Source organism: Rhodococcus sp. NPDC078407 (genome assembly GCF_044542515.1).
Lineage (GTDB): Bacteria > Actinomycetota > Actinomycetes > Mycobacteriales > Mycobacteriaceae > Rhodococcoides.
Genome location: NZ_JBITUQ010000003.1, coordinates 253,910 through 271,550 on the forward strand (window position 1 = coordinate 253,910; position 17,641 = coordinate 271,550).

Genomic DNA, 17,641 nt, shown 5'->3' on the forward strand with positions numbered 1-17,641 from the left:
TGTACGAATATCATCGGCGTTCGGTACCAATGCGGTCGAATGCTCGTCACTACAACCAGGGGACATAAGTGAAACTGATCAGAACAGCTACGGTCGCAGTGGCGTTGACCGCTGCGGTAGCCACCGGAGCGGGCCACGCCGTGGCAGACCCGTCGTCGGACACGGTGAACTACCAGACGTCGGTCAACCCGGACGGAAGCGTCAAGACCATCCTCGACGCCGGCCTGTTCCGCGTCGACGCGACGAGCGAGACGGTCTCCGTCATCGATCAGTCCGGTGCCACACTCGCATCGGTTCCGCTGGAATACACCATCAACGGCACGGTCTACTCGATTGCACCCCTGATCGGTGCCGAGGGCCGTGAGTTGACGTTGACCCCGCAGACTGTTCCCGTCGCCGACGTTGCGGGCCCCGCGACGAAGCAGCAGGCCTTCGACAACATGGTCAACCAGCTGGCAATCGGTTGGAACAACGGCGGCGGCGTCGGCACGGCTATCGGTGCCGGACTCGGCTTCGCCATCGGCTGCGTGTCCATCTTCCCGAACTTCATTTCCGGGTGCATCATCGGAACTGTGATCGGAACTGTCGCAGGCGCGGTCATCGGAACGGCCAACGGCAACCCGCAGGCACAGCCCGCGGTTTTCGAGTACTTCACCACTCCGTAAGGCGCGACCAGCGTCGATACAGAAGCGAACGAAACGGAGGGTAGGGCGAATGCGCCCTACCCTCCGTTTTACGTTCTGCCGGTCAGCGCACGGCGCATCGACACAGCTTTGACCATCGTTTCCTCGAACTCCTCATCGGGATCGGACAGTGCGACTATCGCACCGCCGACCCCGTAGGTCACCTCGTGTTCGGTGGCGACGATCGTGCGAATGACGATCGAGAAGTCAGCAGTACCGGTGATCGAGAAGTACCCGATGGCACCGGAGTACACGCCACGCGGTCCGTCTTCGAGCTTGTCTATGATCGCCATGGTGCGGATTTTCGGAGCACCGGTCATCGATCCACCCGGGAACGCAGCACGGATACAGTCGGCCGCCGACGCGTCGTCTCGCAGACGACCACGAACAGTCGACACCAATTGGTGTACTGGAGCGTAGGTCTCGACATCGAACAACTTCGGCACGTGCACCGAACCCGGGACGCACACCTGAGCCAGGTCGTTACGGACCAGATCGACGATCATGAGATTCTCGGCCTTGTCCTTCTCGTTCGCGACGAGGTCGGCCTTCAACGCGTTGTCCTCTTCGGACGTCGCCCCACGCGGACGAGTTCCCTTGATGGGCTTGGACTCCACGATGCGGTCCGCGTCGATGCGCAGGAAGCGCTCGGGCGACGCGCTCAAGACCGACAGCTCGGGGAAATTCAAGAACGCACTGTACGGGGTCGGGTTGATTTCCCGCATGTACGAATATGTCGCGGCAGGGTCGATGGAACCGGCCACGGTGGCGGTGTTCGTCAGGCAGACTTCGTAGGTTTCACCGGAGCGAATTTCGGCGAGGCACTGAGAAATCAGATCGAGGTAGTGCGCGCGATCGTGCCGTAGTCGTGGTTCGAGCGAGTGATCGGCTCCGAGCAGGGGAGAACCGGATCCATCAGCATCAGGACGGACCGCCTCTTGGGCTCCGTTGGACAGTTCACGCAGTGTGGCAGTGACCGAATCGAACCACTGTGCCAAGACGGGGTCACCGGGGGTGGTGGCCAAACCCATGAGATAGAGGGTGCCGGCTTCGTGGTCGAAGACGAGCGCGCGATCCGCGAAGACCATGGACGCGTCGGGGGTGGCAGCGGTGTGTACCAGTTGTCCGCCGGTGTCGGCCTTCAACTCGTAGCCGAGATATCCGACGTAGCCCAGCCCGAAAGCGAACGGAAGGTCGTGGCGAGGGGGAGTGGCCCGCTCCCGCAGACGATCGTCGATGTAGTCGAAGAAGGTGGAGTGGACCAGCTCGGTGGTGCCGTCGGCCTTCTGCACTGTCACCGTGGTTTCGGCGACAGAATATGTCACGTACTCCGCGTGCGGCCCCGAGCAGTCGCCAATGACGGTGAACCTGCATTCGGGCTCGAGTGCTGCGCTGCCGTCGAGCCAGAAGCTCTTTTCAGCGTTCGCGTACAGAGTCTCGAAAACCTGTTGGGAATCGAAAGCCTCGTCGATGGAACGGGTTTCGATGGTGAACATCGAATCGTGGGTACCCGCAGCACTCGACGCGGACGCACTGGGCTGCGACAACGTCAGGTCTCTGAAGTTGGCGAGCAGCTCGCGTCCGTACTCGGTACTGATGGACTCGGGATGAAATTGGACTCCCCACATCGGCTTGCTGCGATGCCGAACTGCCATCACCAGACCGTCCGGTGTCCATGCGACTTCCTCGAAGTCGGCAGGCGTCCGTGTCACGACCAGTGAGTGATACCGAACTACCGAGTATGGAGACGGAATTCCGGCGAACAGGTCGACACCGGTATGAGTGATGTCGGTGGTCCTGCCGTGCATCGGTGTGGGCGCGAGATCGACGCTGCCCCCGAACAGGTGGCACAGCCCCTGATGCCCGAGGCACACGCCGAGAATCGGCAATCCGGATTCGGTGATCACGCGGGCGCTGATGCCGAAGTCCTGCTCCAGATCGGGGCGTCCGGGGCCAGGGGAGATGACGACGTTGTCATAAGCTTCGAAGTTCAGAGACGTCCACTCGACGTCGTTCTTGACCACCGTCGGCGGACGACCGTTGACCTCGGCCAAAAGGCTGTACAAGTTGTAGGTGAATGAATCGTAATTGTCCACCAGGAGTGTGTTGACGGTCATCGACGTGCCTCTACCGTTCGCTCTCGTGGGCGGGTCCGGATGTCGCAGAACCGATGATCAAATCCTCGACGCGGCACGCTTCCGCAATCATCGATCGATACAGCTCTTCGAGGAAGTCGGGGGACAGGCCATTGGCGGACGCGAATTCCCGGGCACGTTCGGTTACCAAACCGACCCGACCGGGTTGCATCATGGGAATGTCGTGTTCGCGTTTTACGTGTGCTACCCGTACACACACATCGATGCGGTCTCGAATTGCAGCGCGCAGAACTTCGTCTATCCCGTCCAATTCACGCCTCAAGTCGGAAAGCTTCTGTTCGCCGACTGCACGATGACCCTCGAGTTTCGCGTCGGAAGCAGCCGTGCGCAGACCGTCGTTGGACCGTTGATCGGAATCCTGGCTCACGAGATACTGCCCCCTACTGTTTCGACTCCAGTGGTGATGTCTATCGGAATACGTCGATGATTGTTACGGCGACCATTGCCGACCGTCCACCTGCATTGGCGAGCGATAGTCGATCATGACACCTCGCACGGATTTACCGCCACTCAACCGGATTGGAATGGTCGAAAGGGCGACGATGAACACACGAACGCCCTTAGAAACAAACGTCGGGTTCGTATCGACATAAAAAACTGCACCGCCGGAATGTTTCCAATCAGGCGGTGCGGTCGACACCGATCAAGCGCCGCGGCGCTTGACCTTCAACAGGTCCAATCGCTCTTTCAACAGCTCTTCGAGTTCGTCGACCGAGCGTCGTTCGAGCAACATGTCCCAGTGGGTGCGCGGCGGCTTGACCTTCTTCGCCTCCGGCGCGGTTCCTTCGATCAGCGATCCCTCGAGGCCGTTTCGGCAAGCCCAGGTACCGGGGATTTCCGCATCGTCGGCGAAGGGGACGTCGAACTCCTCGCCGTTGTCGCAGCGGTAGCGCGCAACTCGGCGGGGTGCCAGGTCGTGATCACGATCGGTCTCGTAGCTCACGGCTCCCAGTCGGCTACCTCGAAGTACACGATCTGCCATGGTGAAGTCCTCTCCATCGATAGTAGGTACGCGCGTCGGTGCCATCCGTCGACACCGAGCTACACCGTCTACCCACTGATCTACAACGTCGCCGCGCGTCGGTTCGTTCCCGGGACCGGACGGCCCGGTGCGATGTCATCGGCGCAGCTGGTGAATGCATCTTACCTTCCGATCGCAGTAGGCTGAACGACCATGTCCGTCAGAACCCGTCGTGACCAGACGTGCACGTGGTGCGGACGCCCTGTCACCGACACCGGAACCGGACGCAAGCGACGGTACTGCCGCCAATCGTGTCGCCAACGTGCCTACGAACAGCGCAGTGCGGTGAAGGGCACCTCGATTCCCGACGACGCCATCATCTTGACGGCCGACGAGGCGTCCGCGGCTGCAGATCGAGCGTTCGAGGTTCGCTGCGCCGCCGAGGACGTCAGCACCGCGGTGGTGGAAGGCGCGGACGCCGCGGAACTGAACCGCTTGTGTGTCGAATTGCTCGCCAAAGCGCGCGATGCGGAACGGCTGCGCTGAGCAGGGACGCGCCGGGAAGGTTCTGATGCACCCCCGGCGCCGAACGGCGGATCCATTCTCGTTCACCGGTTCCGTGGACAATGGAGCCTGTTCACGCGAATGCGCGGATGTCGACCCGAAAAGGAGCTACATGGCGTTCTGGGATCAACTCAAGTCCAAGGCACAGGAATTGAACGGACAGCTGCAAACCAAGACCAGCCAGTTCAAGAACAAGGAGTTCGCCAACGGCAGTATGGCCATGTGTGCGCTGATCGCGGCAGCAGACGGCACCATCGATCCGGCCGAGCGTCAGAAAACAGCCGCACTGATCGCCGGTAACGAGGCGCTCCGGGTGTTCGAGTCCGACGAGCTTCGTCAGAAGTTCGACTGGTACTGCGACAAGCTTCAGGGTGATTTCGACTTCGGCAAGGTCGAAGCTACTGCGACGATCGGCAAATTGAAGTCCAAGCCCGACCAGGCGCGAGCCGTCATCCAGATCGGCATCATCATCGGCGGCGCAGACGGCCATTTCGACGATGACGAGAAGGCCGCCGTCCGTAATGCGTGCTTCGCGGTGGGTATCGATCCGGCCGAGTTCGAGCTCTGAGACCTCCCGACCGGTAGAGGACGAACAATCGATCGCAACAACGGCGACCGGCGAAGGTGCAACTTCGTCGGTCGCCGTCGTCGTCGGAACACGCGCTGTGAAATAGCTCGAATGCCGGGATACTCGGGTCACCTCGACTGCATGTGCCGATGTCGTCGATCCGTCGTTCATCCGTTGGTTGTTCGATTGCGACCCATCAGCAGAAGGACCGTGCATGACAGTTGCCGCGATCTACCTCGTCATTGCCTTCGGCCTGGGCGGACTCGCCATGGCGGTCCGTCTACCTCCGCTGGTCGGCTTCCTCGCGGCCGGTTTCGTCATCAATGCCCTCGACATCGACGAGGTGCCCCAGCTCCAACTGCTGGCTGATCTCGGCGTCACACTGCTGCTGTTCGCCATCGGTCTCAAGCTCGACGTTCGGATCCTGCTGCGCCGAGAAGTGTGGCTGACCACGTCGATTCATCTGGTCGTCAGTATCGTGCTCGGAACTTCCGTCCTGTGGCTCGCGGCCATCGCCGGAATGTCCATGCTGTCCGGGGCGAGCCCGACGACGATCGCACTCATCGCCTTCGCCATGTCGTTCTCGAGCACGGTCTTCGTGGTCAAAGTTCTCGAAGAACGAGGCGAGTCGCACGCGCTCTACGGCCGCGTGGCGATCGGCGTGTTGGTGATGCAAGACATCGTTGCCGTGGTCTTCCTCACGGTCACCAGTGGCATGTGGCCCAGTCCGTGGGCCGTGACTCTCGTACTCCTGTGGCCGTTGACCCGCATCCTTCGAAGGGTGTGGAGCGGGCTGGGCCACGGCGAGATGCAGTCCCTCTTCGGCATCGTGATGGCCCTGGTTCCGGGCTACGCCCTGTTCTCCGCATTAGGGCTCAAAGGGGATCTCGGCGCTCTGGTCATCGGCGTGCTCCTGGCGTCACATCCGGCCTCCTCCGAGCTGTCCCGATCTCTCTTCCACATCAAGGAACTGCTGCTGGTCGGCTTCTTCGTTTCCATCGGCCTGTCCGGATTGCCAGATGTTCCCGCCCTCGTCGTGGCGCTCTTCATGGTGCTTCTGTTACCGCTCAAATCGGCTTTGTATCTGGCTTTGTTCGCCATGATGAAGCTGCGGTATCGAACCGCACTCCTCGCCGGACTGAGCTTGATGAACTACTCCGAGTTCGGTCTGATCGTGGTCTCGGTCGGAGTGACCACCGGGCTGCTGGCACCTGCATGGCTGGTCGAGATGTCGATCGCCGTCGCACTCAGCTTCGTCGTGTCGGCCCTGGTGAACGGTCGGGGGCACCTGATGGTCGAGAAGCTCGCGTCGCGTCTGCCCGAGCAGGACGAGCAGAGCCTGCATCCCGAGGAACGTTCCGGCGATGCCGGCGACGCCGAAGTCGTCGTGATCGGAATGGGTCGTGTCGGGTTCGCGGCCTATCAGCGGCTCACCGATCACTATCGACTCGATGTGGTCGGAGTCGACTACGACGGCCCCCGCATTCGTCGCCTCGCCGATCAGGGACTGCGCGTCATCGAAGGGGATGCAACCGATCTCGACTTCTGGAATCAGCTCCGGCATTCCGAGTCGGTACGCATTGCCGTGCTCGCAATGCCACGTCACGGTGCGAACGTCACGGCGCTCGCCTGCCTGCGCGAGTCCGGGTTCAGCGGAACCGTCGCCGCCGTCGCGCGCTACGACGACGAAGTGCAGTGGGCCAAAGAACATGGAGTGGACATCGCGTTCAATGTCTACGCAGGTGCGGGACTGGAGTTGGCGGACCAAGTGGGCACTACGACCCCGGATCCCGTCGGCGACGAACTCGAACTCGAACCCGAGCTCGGCATCTCCGGAACCGAGAAGCTTCCTCGATCGACAACGGGACAAGTACCCCGCGAGGAGCAGCCGTGACCGGAGCGCCGGAGTGCGTCTCACGCCGGCCACCGACTGCGTTTCGCTCGATACATCTCCGAGTCCGCGACGCGCAGTACGTCGTGCGCGCACTGCCGTATGTCACTGTCCGAGTCGATGTCTACCGTTGCCGACCCGACACTCACCGTGAGTCCGGACAACATCCGGGTCTGTGTCAGGCTCGCTACGAGCTCGGCGGTTAGGGCAGCGAGATCGGCAGGCATACCGACGGCGATGCATGCGAACTCGTCACCGCCCAGTCGTGCGACGATCCAGCGGTTGCCGGCCAGCGTTCGCAGATGCTGGGCTACATCGACGAGGACTGCGTCGCCGGTGTGGTGTCCGAAGTTGTCGTTGACGCCCTTCATGCCGTCGACATCGGCGGCGACGGCGCACATGACCTTCGATTCGACATGCGGCATCGTCATCGAGGTGGTAGCCAGCGCGGCGAACAGCCCACGACGGTTGCGCAGCCCGGTCAGCGGATCGACCAACGATTCTCTTGCGCGAGAACGCAGTTCGCTCACATACACAACCAGAACGAGCGGTGAGGCGAAAATCAACAGCATGGTCAAGCTGTGTGCGGCGACGACCCAGCCGCTGGCGATGTCGGCGTTCACCGTGCGTACGGCCACGACGAAAAGAATGGCCGTTGCGAACAGCAGGTGAAGGGCGCAGGGGAGTGGCGGCACTGCTATCACGGCCAACATGGTGATCACAGCGAACAGGACCGTACCGCCCATTGCAGTCAGCGCGGTGTCCTTCAGCACCAGGCTGACCGCTATGGAGATATCCGAGTACACGATGAACGCGCTCAACAGACGCCGGCCGGGCCATCTACCGAAGATCCAACGCAGTGCAATGGGAAACGCGGTGAGACTGATGGCGACCACTGCATAGACGCGCCAACCGCTGTACTCCTCGGACGGTGCGCTGAGCAATCCGATGAGACCGATCGAGAACGTACCCAAGCCGACGATCCAGCGGATGAGGCGGGTTCGATTCGCGTCCAGATCCAACAATTCCGACACCGACGTGTCCTCGCGAGCCTGTGGAGTATCCCGACCCGAGGCCGAGCTGAACGGGCGAACGGCAGACATCGTGAGACCTTCGGCTGGACTGTGTCCGGAGCAACAACTCCGAGAAGCGTAACAGGAACGGACAATTCGCCAACTCGATCGGTCGATACAGACCACGCCGCCTGTTGAGATTGCTGCGACTGTCGCGATGCAACAGTCGTCGGACACGCAACTGCATGCCTTTGAATCGTCACAGTGACGATTCAAAGGCATGCAGCCCGACAAGAAGGGTTCGCCCCGAAGGGCGGCCGGATTTTCGTGGGCAAAAACGGTTCAGTCATCCGCAGGGCGAGGCACCACGAGACAACGACGGATACACGCAGCGGCGTCGAGTAGTTGCGCCTGCGCCGACAGAACAGTCGGCGCAGGTTCACACTGAGGACGTCAGCGCACGGGAAAACTACCGACGGGGTCGACCGCTCAATACAGCTCCTGACCTGTCGTCCCTGTTTGCCGATAATCGACATTATGTCAAGTAGTCGCTGTGGAGCCGCTCCCCACCTTGTCGCACATGATCCGTGTGACCACGACGCCGGCCGAACGTGGAGCTGAGCCGGGACCTCACACCGACCTCACGAAACAGCGCGCCGACTCCAATCGGTCAGCGTCGTACTCTTCCCATTTCACCGCCGGAACATCTTGTCGTCCCACTTCGACGAATCCTCGCCTGGCGAAGAATTCCGCAGCTTCGCCGCTGACGGTCACCGCGAACAGGTTCGCGATCCCTCGCTCATGACAGAGATCCAACAATCCGTCGATCAGGAGGCCCCCAGCGCCGAGTCCGGAAAATTCGGCGACTGTGATCAAGCCGGACACTTCACCGAACCCTGTGCCCACATATCGATCGACCTCGAGTCCGACGATACCGGCCAGATGCCCGGTGCGTAGGACCCGCGCACCGAGCCCGCCTGCGGCCATCCTGGCGATCTCGATTCGACTGCGCTGCTTGAGAACCCCTTCTCGGACTCCCTGCGCGACCAGCGCTTCGATTGCCGGAAAATCGTCGACTTGAAGTGGGGCCAGGTGAAGGTATCGCCCCTGGGTCAGGACGGTACCGCGCCCGTCGAAGGTGAACAGCTCGAATTCGAGATCCTCTGCACGGCAGAGGTTGACGCTGTATGCGCCGCCGGCAAGCGCCTCCTGTGCAGCGTGCGGGAATTCGTCGAGTCCCCGTTCTGCCAGGTGCAGAGCAAGGCGCTCACCGTGCACGTCGATATCCGCGAAGCTTCGAGGCGGAGTCCCCCAGCCGCCACCCGGATCGGTGAGTACCATTTTCGAGGCCCGGACACTCGCCGCTACCGACCCGGCGGTGCGTGCGACGGCGGAAGCCTCGGTGCCGATCACGACGCATTCGGAGTCCGCGATAGCAAGCCACAGACGCGCAACCGCCTCGCCGCTCCACCCCGTCGAACCGTCCATGGACAGACCACCGACTGCCGTTGTGGTGCTCGAAACGAACTCGGACGGAACCACGAAAATGAACCGCGTATCCCCGGTACCGAACTCATCGACAGTGCGGCTCACTGCGTCCAGACCAGCGACGCTCACAACGGGTAAGGCGACCACGATGGTGACCCCACGAAACTCTTCGATGAAGAAGTCCCGCTCGGAAACAGGCACGCCGCTGGACGTCAGTTCCACTGTTGCCTCGAGCGGTGCCGTTCGTCTCGTCCTGGCTGTGCGGGGCTTCGCTCGAAAGTCGTCGTTCCTCATGATTGCTTCAGTCTGAACTGTCCCCTCCGAACCTCGCAACGTGGACGACGGCCGCAAAGAACGTGCGCACCGCGCAATGCACGGTACGTCCAGTACGCCGCACTGGTCGTGCCGCGTCGCCTCCGTTCCGAGCCGTCGTGCACACTCGAGTTCGCGTCGAAGACACCATTGTGGTGTGGTGGCAGTTCCGTTGACTCCCGGATGTTCTGAGAGGCCCGACCACATGACGATGCTGTCCACCCGAGCCGGTGCCGCTCCGTACACCAGACTGCTCCTCACCGTGTACGACCTGTGGGTCATCAGAATCTCGAACAGTTTTGCATGGCGTTGCAACAGCGCACATTTCGTCGATCTATACCGACAGCACATCGGCCGCCGCCACTTGGAGGTCGGACCTGGATCCGGCTGGGCCCTCGCGAACATAGACCTGCCCACCGAGTTCGACCTCACCCTCCTCGATCTCAACGCCAATTCGTTGAACCACACGGCGTCCCGGCTGGGTGTCACTGTCACGCAAATCAAGCACGACGTTCTGGTGCCATTGGACGAGCGCACCGACACGTTCGATTCGGTGTCGATCAACTACGTTCTGCACTGCCTCCCCGGCGATTGGTCGACCAAGGCTGCTGCCCTGACGAACCTGGCGCGGACTCTCAAGCCGGAGGGGGTGTTGTTCGGTTCCACCGTGATCGGTATCGACCACAGCTTCAACATGCTGGGCAAAGCGCTGATGTTTGCGTACAACAAGATTGGAGCGTTCGACAATCGCCGAGACGATCTGCCCGGCCTTCGTCGGCTACTGTCCGACAGGTTCGAACAGGTCGAGGTGACGATGGTGGGCAATGTTGCGATCTTCGTGGGACGACGGCCTCGAACGACGAACTAGACCCAGCACACATGCCTCGCCTCGGCAATCGTGCACACAGATCGCACCCGCCGAATAACATCGGACCGAAGGAGCTCGGATGACGAGCGAGGTGGATCGGAGGGCCGGTGAACGATCTCACGGGCGACCCGGTGGGCTTGCGCCCGTTTCTGGATCGATTTCCGGACTTCGTTTCGCTGGCCGACTTCTCGGGAAGAATCCTGTACCTCAACCCGGCCGGCTTGGAACTGATCGGAGTTACGAGCCTTGCTGCTGCCATGAAACTGACTGCACTCGAACTCCTCACCCCAGGTGGTCTCGAGCTCGCGGCGGATATAGGTGCCGATCTGCGCGTCGACGGTAAGTGGGAGGGCTTCTGCGAGCTGCGCCATCAAGTGACCGGTGCCGCAATTGCGGTGATGGTCACCTCCTATGTGATCGATTCCCACAGCGGCGGGCCCAACTTGATTGCGTCGACCATTCGCCATCGTCACACCGTCGAACAACGCACTGCTCGGATGGCGGCCGATGTACTCGTCGCAGGTCGACACGCTCGAGAGCAGAAGGCCCTCGCCGATCTGAGTAGGTTCGCCGTCACGGCCGACCTGCCGACACTGCTCACGGCCGCTACCGATACCGCGGCAACGTTGATCGGTGTGGGTCACTCGGCAATCGCCCATCTCGAACGTCCCGGCGACTCTTTCCTGACCATGGAGGCAGCCAGCGGTGCACTCGGCATACGGCACGATGTCCCAGCTGGGGACGGTTCGTTGACGGGTTATGTCCTGACGACCTTCGAGCCCGCCGTGTGCAACAACCGCTCAGTCGAGACCCGTTTTCGTACCGAGACGATGGCTGCTCTGGGGCTTCGCAGTGGAGTGGGAGTTCCGATCTTCGACATCGCCGGCGACGCATGGGGAGCGCTCACGATCCACAGCGTGGAGAACCGTCTGTACCGCGACGAGGAGGTGTCGTTCCTCGGCTCCGTCGCCGGCATCGTGTCTGCGACGATTCGCAGAAGCGATCTGGAAAGCCAACTGAGACGGCGAAGTACGCACGACGCACTCACCGGTTTGCCCAACCGCACGCTTGCCTATGACGTCATCGACGCTGCGTTGGCACGCGCTCGGCATCGAGTCGGCACTGTGGCGCTGCTGTTGCTCGACATCGACGACTTCAAGATCATCAACGACAGCCTGGGTCACGATGCCGGCGACAGAGCCTTGGTCGCCTTCGTCGACCGGCTCGCCTCTGCAATTCGGGAGGCAGACACGGTCGCACGCCTGGGCGGCGACGAGTTCTTGATCGTATGCGAGGGAGTCGACAGCGTCGCGCATGCGGAAGAGCTCGCGCGACACATCTCGAATTCGATCGCGGTGCCGTTCACTGCCGTCGATGTTCCTATCCCCCTCAGCGCGAGTATCGGTATCGCCGTGTCCGACCGCAATTCCACACGGGAGGAGCTCATCCACCGCGCGGACCTGGCCATGTACCGCGCCAAGGACAGCGGCACGGGTGGACATGCCGTCTTCGATCCCACCGACCTCTACGACGCCGATCGCATCAGATCACTGTCGATCGATCTCAGAGCAGCACTGTTGGCGAACGAACTCACGCTGGCGTATCAACCATTGGTGGAAATCGCTGGTCGAAAGATCGTCGCGGTCGAAGCATTGGCCCGCTGGAACCACCGCCACCTCGGACCGATCGAACCGAGCGAATTCGTCAGCGTCGCCGAAAGAACGGGCCTTGCAACACCATTGGGCACCTGGGCTCTGCGTTCCGCATGTACCGCCACAGCACGATGGCGTGCGTTCTCCGATATCGCCGTTCGGGTCAACGTCAGCGCGCTGCAACTTCGCGATCCGGACTTTCCGAAGGAGGTTGCGTCCGTCTTGGCAGACACCGGACTTCCTGCTCACGCCCTCGGCCTGGAGGTCACCGAGACGGTTTGGGTCGCGGACACCGAACGAGTCGCCGATTCCGTCACCACTCTGCACTCGATGGGGGTGGCTCTTCTGCTCGACGACATGGGAAAAGGCCACAGCTCGATGGCGTACCTCGACCGCTACCCCATGTTCGAGTGCTTCAAGATCGACAGGTCGTACATAGCCCGGTTACCTGCCCCACGGGCCCGCGCGATCGTCTCGGCCATCGTTGCGCTCGCACGGGCATTCGATGTCACCGTCGTCGGCGAAGGCGTCGAAACCGAGGAGCAACTCGAAGCGTTGGCTGCCACCGGATGCGACTTCGCGCAGGGATACCTGTTGGGACGACCGGTCGGTGCCGGGGCCATCGCCGACCTGCTTCTCGACAATCGATGAAGCCCGACCGCACGGGCACACCGAACATATCGACAGCTACTTCGCCGACGTGGCAGTGCAACGGGCTGTTCGGCGGCGTGAATGGTGGCCGGATCATCGATACCGCAGCCAGTTTTCGTCGCTACGGGATGGGTTCAGAAAGCTGGAGCCCTCTTTCCACTTTCAAGGTATAGCGCACCCCGGGGCTTGCGGCAAGACCCCGTGCAGGACTCAGAATTGCTCGCTGCAGCCACGCAGCAATCGATCGGAGCCCTGTGACCTCGACCGCTACCCCATGTTCGAGTGCTTCAAGATCGACAGGTCGTACATAGCCCGGTTACCTGCCCCACGGGCCCGCGCGATCGTCTCGGCCATCGTTGCGCTCGCACGGGCATTCGATGTCACCGTCGTCGGCGAAGGCGTCGAAACCGAGGAGCAACTCGAAGCGTTGGCTGCCACCGGATGCGACTTCGCGCAGGGATACCTGTTGGGACGACCGGTCGGTGCCGGGGCCATCGCCGACCTGCTTCTCGACAATCGATGAAGCCCGACCGCACGGGCACACCGAACATATCGACAGCTACTTCGCCGACGTGGCAGTGCAACGGGCTGTTCGGCGGCGTGAATGGTGGCCGGATCATCGATACCGCAGCCAGTTTTCGTCGCTACGGGATGGGTTCAGAAAGCTGGAGCCCTCTTTCCACTTTCAAGGTATAGCGCACCCCGGGGCTTGCGGCAAGACCCCGTGCAGGACTCAGAATTGCTCGCTGCAGCCACGCAGCAATCGATCGGAGCCCTGTGAAACACATGCCCCCTGATGTTTTCGACCTTCCCGACACACTCGCACGCAAACGCGACCGAGCTTTGATCGGCCCGGATGAGCAACACTTCTCAGCGATTCAGTCGAGTATCGAGAAGTCTCGATTCGATACGACAGCACGGCTCGAGGCCGCACAGATGTCCTCGGGCCGAGGGTCGAGAGGTGATGGAGCGAGACTTCGAGATCCATCACTTGCGCAACCGTCTCCGTTCACTTCGGCGCTACGGGGTCGATCTGTGCCTGGGTCGCGTCGTGACCACCGACGCGGACGAGCCGGTGTACATCGGACGACTCGGACTGCTGGGAACCGCGGGCGAACAACTCCTCGTCGACTGGCGCTCCCCCGCGGCCGAACCCTTCTTCGGTGCCACTCACGCCAATCCCATGGGGCTGAGAAGTCGTCGTCGATATCGGTGGACGAACGGCACCATCACCGACTTCTGGGACGAGGTGTTCGATCTGACCGGGCCGATCACCGACGCTGCGCTGAACGATCAGTCTGCCTTCATTGCCAGTCTCGGTACGGCACGTTCACCGAAGATGCGGGACGTGTTGGGCACGATCCAAGCAGATCAAGACGCGATCATCAGAGCGGATTCGAGCGGTGCTCTCGTCGTCGACGGTGGTCCGGGCAGCGGGAAAACGGTTGTCGCCCTGCACCGCACCGCGTATCTGCTGTACACGGGGTCGCGTCTCGGACACAGCCGCGGCGGCGTGTTGTTCATCGGCCCGCACGAGCCGTACCTCGCCTACGTCTCCGACGTGCTACCGAGTCTGGGCGAGGACGGTGTGCAGACTTGCACGCTCCGGAATCTTGTCGCCGAAGGAACGAACGTGATCGAGGAGACGGATCTTATTGTGGCGCAACTGAAAGCGTCCGCCAACATGAGCCTGGCGATAGAGGCGGCCGTTGCGTTCTACGAGCAGCCGCCGACTCGGAACATGATCGTGGAGACCGAATGGGCCGATCTGACATTGACTCCGGCGGATTGGGCCGAGGCGTTCGGGGCACCCGATCCGGGCACTCCGCACAACGAGGCTCGTGAACAGATCTGGGACCTGCTGCTGACAATACTGACCGATCGCCACGACGGCGGCGAGACCCCGATCGAGCTACGAAAGTCATTGCAGAACAACGAGACTCTACGCGCGGAGATGGAACGATCCTGGACGCTCATCGACGCCGCCGACCTCGTCGCGGACCTGTGGAGTGTGCCGGCGTACTTTCGCTCGTGCGCACCCTGGCTCGACTCCGAGCAGATTCGTTCGCTCCAGCGACCCGATCCGGCGCAGTGGACGGCGTCCGATCTGCCGCTGCTCGACGCCGCACGAATGCGGCTCGGCGATCCCGACCATTCACGCCGCATCCGGCGTCGTGAGTTGGCCGCGGCTGTCGAGCGTGTGCGAATGGACCGCGTCGTCGACGAACTCATGGCCGCCGACGACGACGAGATGATGGCCGCCCAGTTGCGCCAGGACGGAATTCGCGATGCGCTGGTCGATTCGGCGGGCTTCGAGCAGATCCCGTCGGATCCCTTGGCCGGGCCGTTCGCACACATCGTCGTCGACGAGGCACAGGAATTGACCGACGCGGAGTGGCAGATGGTCCTGCGCCGATGCCCGTCGGGCAGCATCACGATCGTCGGCGATCGCGCACAAGCGCGGCGGGGATTCGAGGAGTCCTGGTTCGAACGCCTCGGAAGAGTGGGATTCGACCACATGAACGTGGCCACCCTCGGCGTCAACTACCGCACCCCACGAGAAGTGATGGCCGAAGCCGAGCCGGTGATTCGCGCGGCGCTGCCGGACGCCAATATTCCGGTCTCCATCCGTAGCACCGGTATGCCCGTCGAGTACGGTGACGCGGCAGATCTGTCGTCGATTCTCGATCGATGGCTGGACTCGAATGTCGACGGAATCGCTTGCGTCGTCGGCGATCCTGCGTTCCGGTCTTCGGAGCGCATCCGCTCACTGACACCACAGTTGACGAAAGGACTTGAATTCGATCTGGTCGTTCTGATCGACCCGGATTCGTTCGGATCGGGAATCGCCGGTGCCGTGGACACCTACGTGGCGATGACGCGAGCAACCGGACAGCTGGTGGTTCTGATCACTCAGCGCGACGCCGAATCGAGAACGTCCAGCACAGCATGAATTGCCGGGCTGGCGTCGGCGCTGCGCCGCCACGCGGCCTGCACCTCACGAGCGGGAGCGCGCTCGAGCGGAACCGCCACGAGATCGGCACCGAGCAACGGACGCGCGAGACGAGGCACAAGAGCGAGCACATCGTCCGCTTCGACCAGCGCGAGTTGCGTGGAGAAGTCGTCCACGAGATGGCGAACGTCGACCTCGGCGGACGTTTCGGCAAACAGCCGACGAAACCACTGGTGACACACCGTCCCGGCCGGGCTCGTCACCCACGGGTATTGCGCGAGTTCGGTCTGGGCCAACGCGGTCTCGCGTCGGGCGAGGGGGTGGGTTCGCTTCATGATCACGTCGCCGAAATCCGTGTGAATCGGTTGCCGAACGACAGAGGGAGGAGCGGGCACCGACACTCCGTCGGCGTCGTGCACCAGCGCCAGATCTGCGGTCCCGGAATACACGCTGTGCAGTGCGCGGTCCGGATCCTCCTCGCTGATGTGCACCGCCAGGTCGGGATACCGCCGATTCAGCTCGGTCAGCGCGGGTGCCAGCAAACCCCGTACCGCGGTCGAGAAGCCGACCAGGCGAACGACCCCACGTGCGACGCCCTCGTCGGCGGATCGCGCCGCCTCGACACACCGTTCGAGAGCGTCGAACACCTCCCCCGCTGATTCGACCACCGCCCGACCTGCGGGGGTGAGCACCACACCCCGACCGGCCTGTGCCAGTACCGGGGTGCCGATCTGCCGTTCGAGGCGCTTGATCTGCTGCGAGATCGCCGAGGAGGTGTAGCCGAGCTCGTCGGCCGCTCGTGCAAGAGTGCCGAGTGCTGCCACAGCGCGCAGGGCATGTAGGGCACTCACGTCGATCATGAAGCAACAGTACGCAGTAATGCGGATAATGGATCGCTGGACCTCATCTATCGAGCGGTCCACACTCGGATCATGATCACCACCCCGTCGCCGGCCTCGACGATCTTCGGCACCAACCTCGTCGCGATGGCGACCCCCATGCACCCCGATCGATCGCTCGACCTGGCGGGCGTCGATGCCCTTCTCACCCACCTGTCGGCGACACGATGCGATGGCGTCGTCATCGCCGGAACCACCGGTGAAGCACCGACTCTGACCTCCCACGACATCACGGAACTGATCAGATCGGCCCGGGACCACTCGGACCACGCCCTCCGAGTGGTTGCAGGAGTAGGCACCAACGACACCTCCACCGGGATCGAGATGGCTCTGTCCGCAACGGCAGCCGGTGCCGACGCTCTGTTGATCACCGCTCCCTACTATTCGCGCCCCACCCAGGCCGGCATTGCGGAGCACGTCGTCGCCATCGCCGAGGCAGGTGGTCTGCCGGTCATGATCTACGACGTCCCGGCGCGGACAGGTGTGGCCGTCGAGGCGTCGACGCTCATCGAACTCTCCCGCCACCCCCTCATCGGTGCCGTCAAGGACGCGAAGGGTGATCTGTACGAGGCCATGACTGTCATGTCCTCGACAGACCTCGCCTACTACTGCGGAATCGACGAACTCGCGCTCCCCTACCTCGCCTCCGGTGCAACAGGATTGGTCAGTGTCACCGGCAATGTGGTGGCAGACCGATACGCCGACCTGATCGCGGCCGTCAGCATCGGCAACCTGGATCGGGCGAACGCAGTCCAGCGATCGCTGCTGCCGTTGACCGACGCCATCATGCGTACGACGCAGGGGGCCATCATGGCCAAGGCGGCGCTCGTCAGGATCGGCGTCATATCCGACGCGGCGGTGCGACGCCCACTTCTCGAGTCCTCGGCGGCCGACCTGAGGCGACTCGACGCCGCACTGCGCGCTACCGGAATCGAGCAGGAATCGAGAAGCATGCACGTTCCGGTACGACTAGCCTGACTGC

Annotated in this window: 14 protein-coding genes and 1 pseudogene; 9 read left to right on the forward strand and 6 right to left on the reverse strand. The window is 62.4% G+C overall.

Annotated elements, in window-relative coordinates; all coding sequences use genetic code 11:
* The first annotated feature begins 68 nt into the window (after nucleotides 1–68).
* Complete coding sequence (locus ACIGGF_RS05350; protein ID WP_397520328.1) at nucleotides 69–665, forward strand: hypothetical protein; 597 nt, start codon at nucleotides 69–71, stop codon at nucleotides 663–665.
* 68 nt (nucleotides 666–733) lie between these two features.
* Here ACIGGF_RS05350 and pabB read toward each other — a convergent pair whose 3' ends face one another.
* The 3 genes from pabB to ACIGGF_RS05365 all read right to left on the reverse strand — a co-directional run bounded on the left by pabB (nucleotide 734) and on the right by ACIGGF_RS05365 (nucleotide 3,821).
* On the reverse strand, nucleotides 734–2,800 hold the full coding sequence (gene pabB, locus ACIGGF_RS05355) for an aminodeoxychorismate synthase component I (protein ID WP_397520329.1): 2,067 nt from the start codon (nucleotides 2,798–2,800) through the stop codon (nucleotides 734–736).
* A 10-nt stretch (nucleotides 2,801–2,810) separates the two neighbouring features.
* Nucleotides 2,811–3,206: a chorismate mutase family protein gene (locus ACIGGF_RS05360; RefSeq protein WP_397520330.1), complete on the reverse strand. Its 396-nt coding sequence runs from the start codon at nucleotides 3,204–3,206 to the stop codon at nucleotides 2,811–2,813.
* A gap of 276 nt (nucleotides 3,207–3,482) precedes the next feature.
* Nucleotides 3,483–3,821: an RNA polymerase-binding protein RbpA gene (locus ACIGGF_RS05365; protein ID WP_027497120.1), complete on the reverse strand. Its 339-nt coding sequence runs from the start codon at nucleotides 3,819–3,821 to the stop codon at nucleotides 3,483–3,485.
* 192 nt (nucleotides 3,822–4,013) lie between these two features.
* Here ACIGGF_RS05365 and ACIGGF_RS05370 point away from each other — a divergent pair, with 192 nt between their 5' ends.
* The 3 genes from ACIGGF_RS05370 to ACIGGF_RS05380 all read left to right on the forward strand — a co-directional run bounded on the left by ACIGGF_RS05370 (nucleotide 4,014) and on the right by ACIGGF_RS05380 (nucleotide 6,826).
* On the forward strand, nucleotides 4,014–4,346 hold the full coding sequence (locus ACIGGF_RS05370) for a hypothetical protein (RefSeq protein ID WP_397520331.1): 333 nt from the start codon (nucleotides 4,014–4,016) through the stop codon (nucleotides 4,344–4,346).
* Nucleotides 4,347–4,476: 130 nt separating this feature from the next.
* Entirely contained in the window at nucleotides 4,477–4,932 is a 456-nt protein-coding gene (locus tag ACIGGF_RS05375; protein ID WP_397520332.1) for a tellurite resistance TerB family protein, read from the forward strand.
* A gap of 214 nt (nucleotides 4,933–5,146) precedes the next feature.
* A complete protein-coding gene (locus ACIGGF_RS05380; protein WP_397520333.1) occupies nucleotides 5,147–6,826 on the forward strand; it encodes a cation:proton antiporter in 1,680 nt (559 codons plus the stop codon).
* A gap of 20 nt (nucleotides 6,827–6,846) precedes the next feature.
* On the opposite strand, the gene ACIGGF_RS05385 is transcribed toward ACIGGF_RS05380, so the two are convergent.
* Together ACIGGF_RS05385 and ACIGGF_RS05390 are read right to left on the reverse strand one after the other, a co-directional pair.
* Entirely contained in the window at nucleotides 6,847–7,926 is a 1,080-nt protein-coding gene (locus ACIGGF_RS05385) for a diguanylate cyclase domain-containing protein (protein ID WP_397520334.1), read from the reverse strand.
* 540 nt (nucleotides 7,927–8,466) lie between these two features.
* The gene (locus ACIGGF_RS05390; RefSeq protein WP_397520335.1) at nucleotides 8,467–9,618 is read right to left on the reverse strand and encodes a GNAT family N-acetyltransferase; all 1,152 of its coding nucleotides are present in this window, start codon (nucleotides 9,616–9,618) and stop codon (nucleotides 8,467–8,469) included.
* A 223-nt stretch (nucleotides 9,619–9,841) separates the two neighbouring features.
* On the opposite strand from ACIGGF_RS05390, the gene ACIGGF_RS05395 reads away from it, so the two are divergent.
* The 4 genes and pseudogenes from ACIGGF_RS05395 (at nucleotide 9,842) to helR (ending at nucleotide 15,760) form a co-directional block, all read left to right on the forward strand.
* Nucleotides 9,842–10,504 (forward strand): methyltransferase, encoded by a 663-nt coding sequence (locus ACIGGF_RS05395; protein WP_397520336.1) that lies wholly within the window; start codon nucleotides 9,842–9,844, stop codon nucleotides 10,502–10,504.
* A gap of 107 nt (nucleotides 10,505–10,611) precedes the next feature.
* Nucleotides 10,612–12,807 (forward strand): EAL domain-containing protein, encoded by a 2,196-nt coding sequence (locus tag ACIGGF_RS05400; RefSeq protein WP_397520337.1) that lies wholly within the window; start codon nucleotides 10,612–10,614, stop codon nucleotides 12,805–12,807.
* A 274-nt stretch (nucleotides 12,808–13,081) separates the two neighbouring features.
* Nucleotides 13,082–13,330: an EAL domain-containing protein gene (locus tag ACIGGF_RS05405; protein WP_397520338.1), complete on the forward strand. Its 249-nt coding sequence runs from the start codon at nucleotides 13,082–13,084 to the stop codon at nucleotides 13,328–13,330.
* Between the two features lie 254 nt (nucleotides 13,331–13,584).
* A pseudogene (gene helR / locus ACIGGF_RS05410) lies at nucleotides 13,585–15,760 on the forward strand (RNA polymerase recycling motor ATPase HelR).
* Here helR and ACIGGF_RS05415 read toward each other — a convergent pair.
* Nucleotides 15,721–16,620 (reverse strand): LysR family transcriptional regulator, encoded by a 900-nt coding sequence (locus tag ACIGGF_RS05415; RefSeq protein ID WP_397520339.1) that lies wholly within the window; start codon nucleotides 16,618–16,620, stop codon nucleotides 15,721–15,723. The pseudogene helR and the gene ACIGGF_RS05415 overlap by 40 nt on opposite strands.
* Before the next feature lie 72 nt (nucleotides 16,621–16,692).
* Here ACIGGF_RS05415 and dapA point away from each other — a divergent pair, with 72 nt between their 5' ends.
* Nucleotides 16,693–17,637 carry a 4-hydroxy-tetrahydrodipicolinate synthase gene (dapA, locus tag ACIGGF_RS05420; RefSeq protein ID WP_397520340.1) on the forward strand — a complete coding sequence of 315 codons (945 nt, stop codon included), beginning with the start codon at nucleotides 16,693–16,695 and terminating at the stop codon, nucleotides 17,635–17,637.
* Nucleotides 17,638–17,641 lie beyond the last annotated feature (4 nt).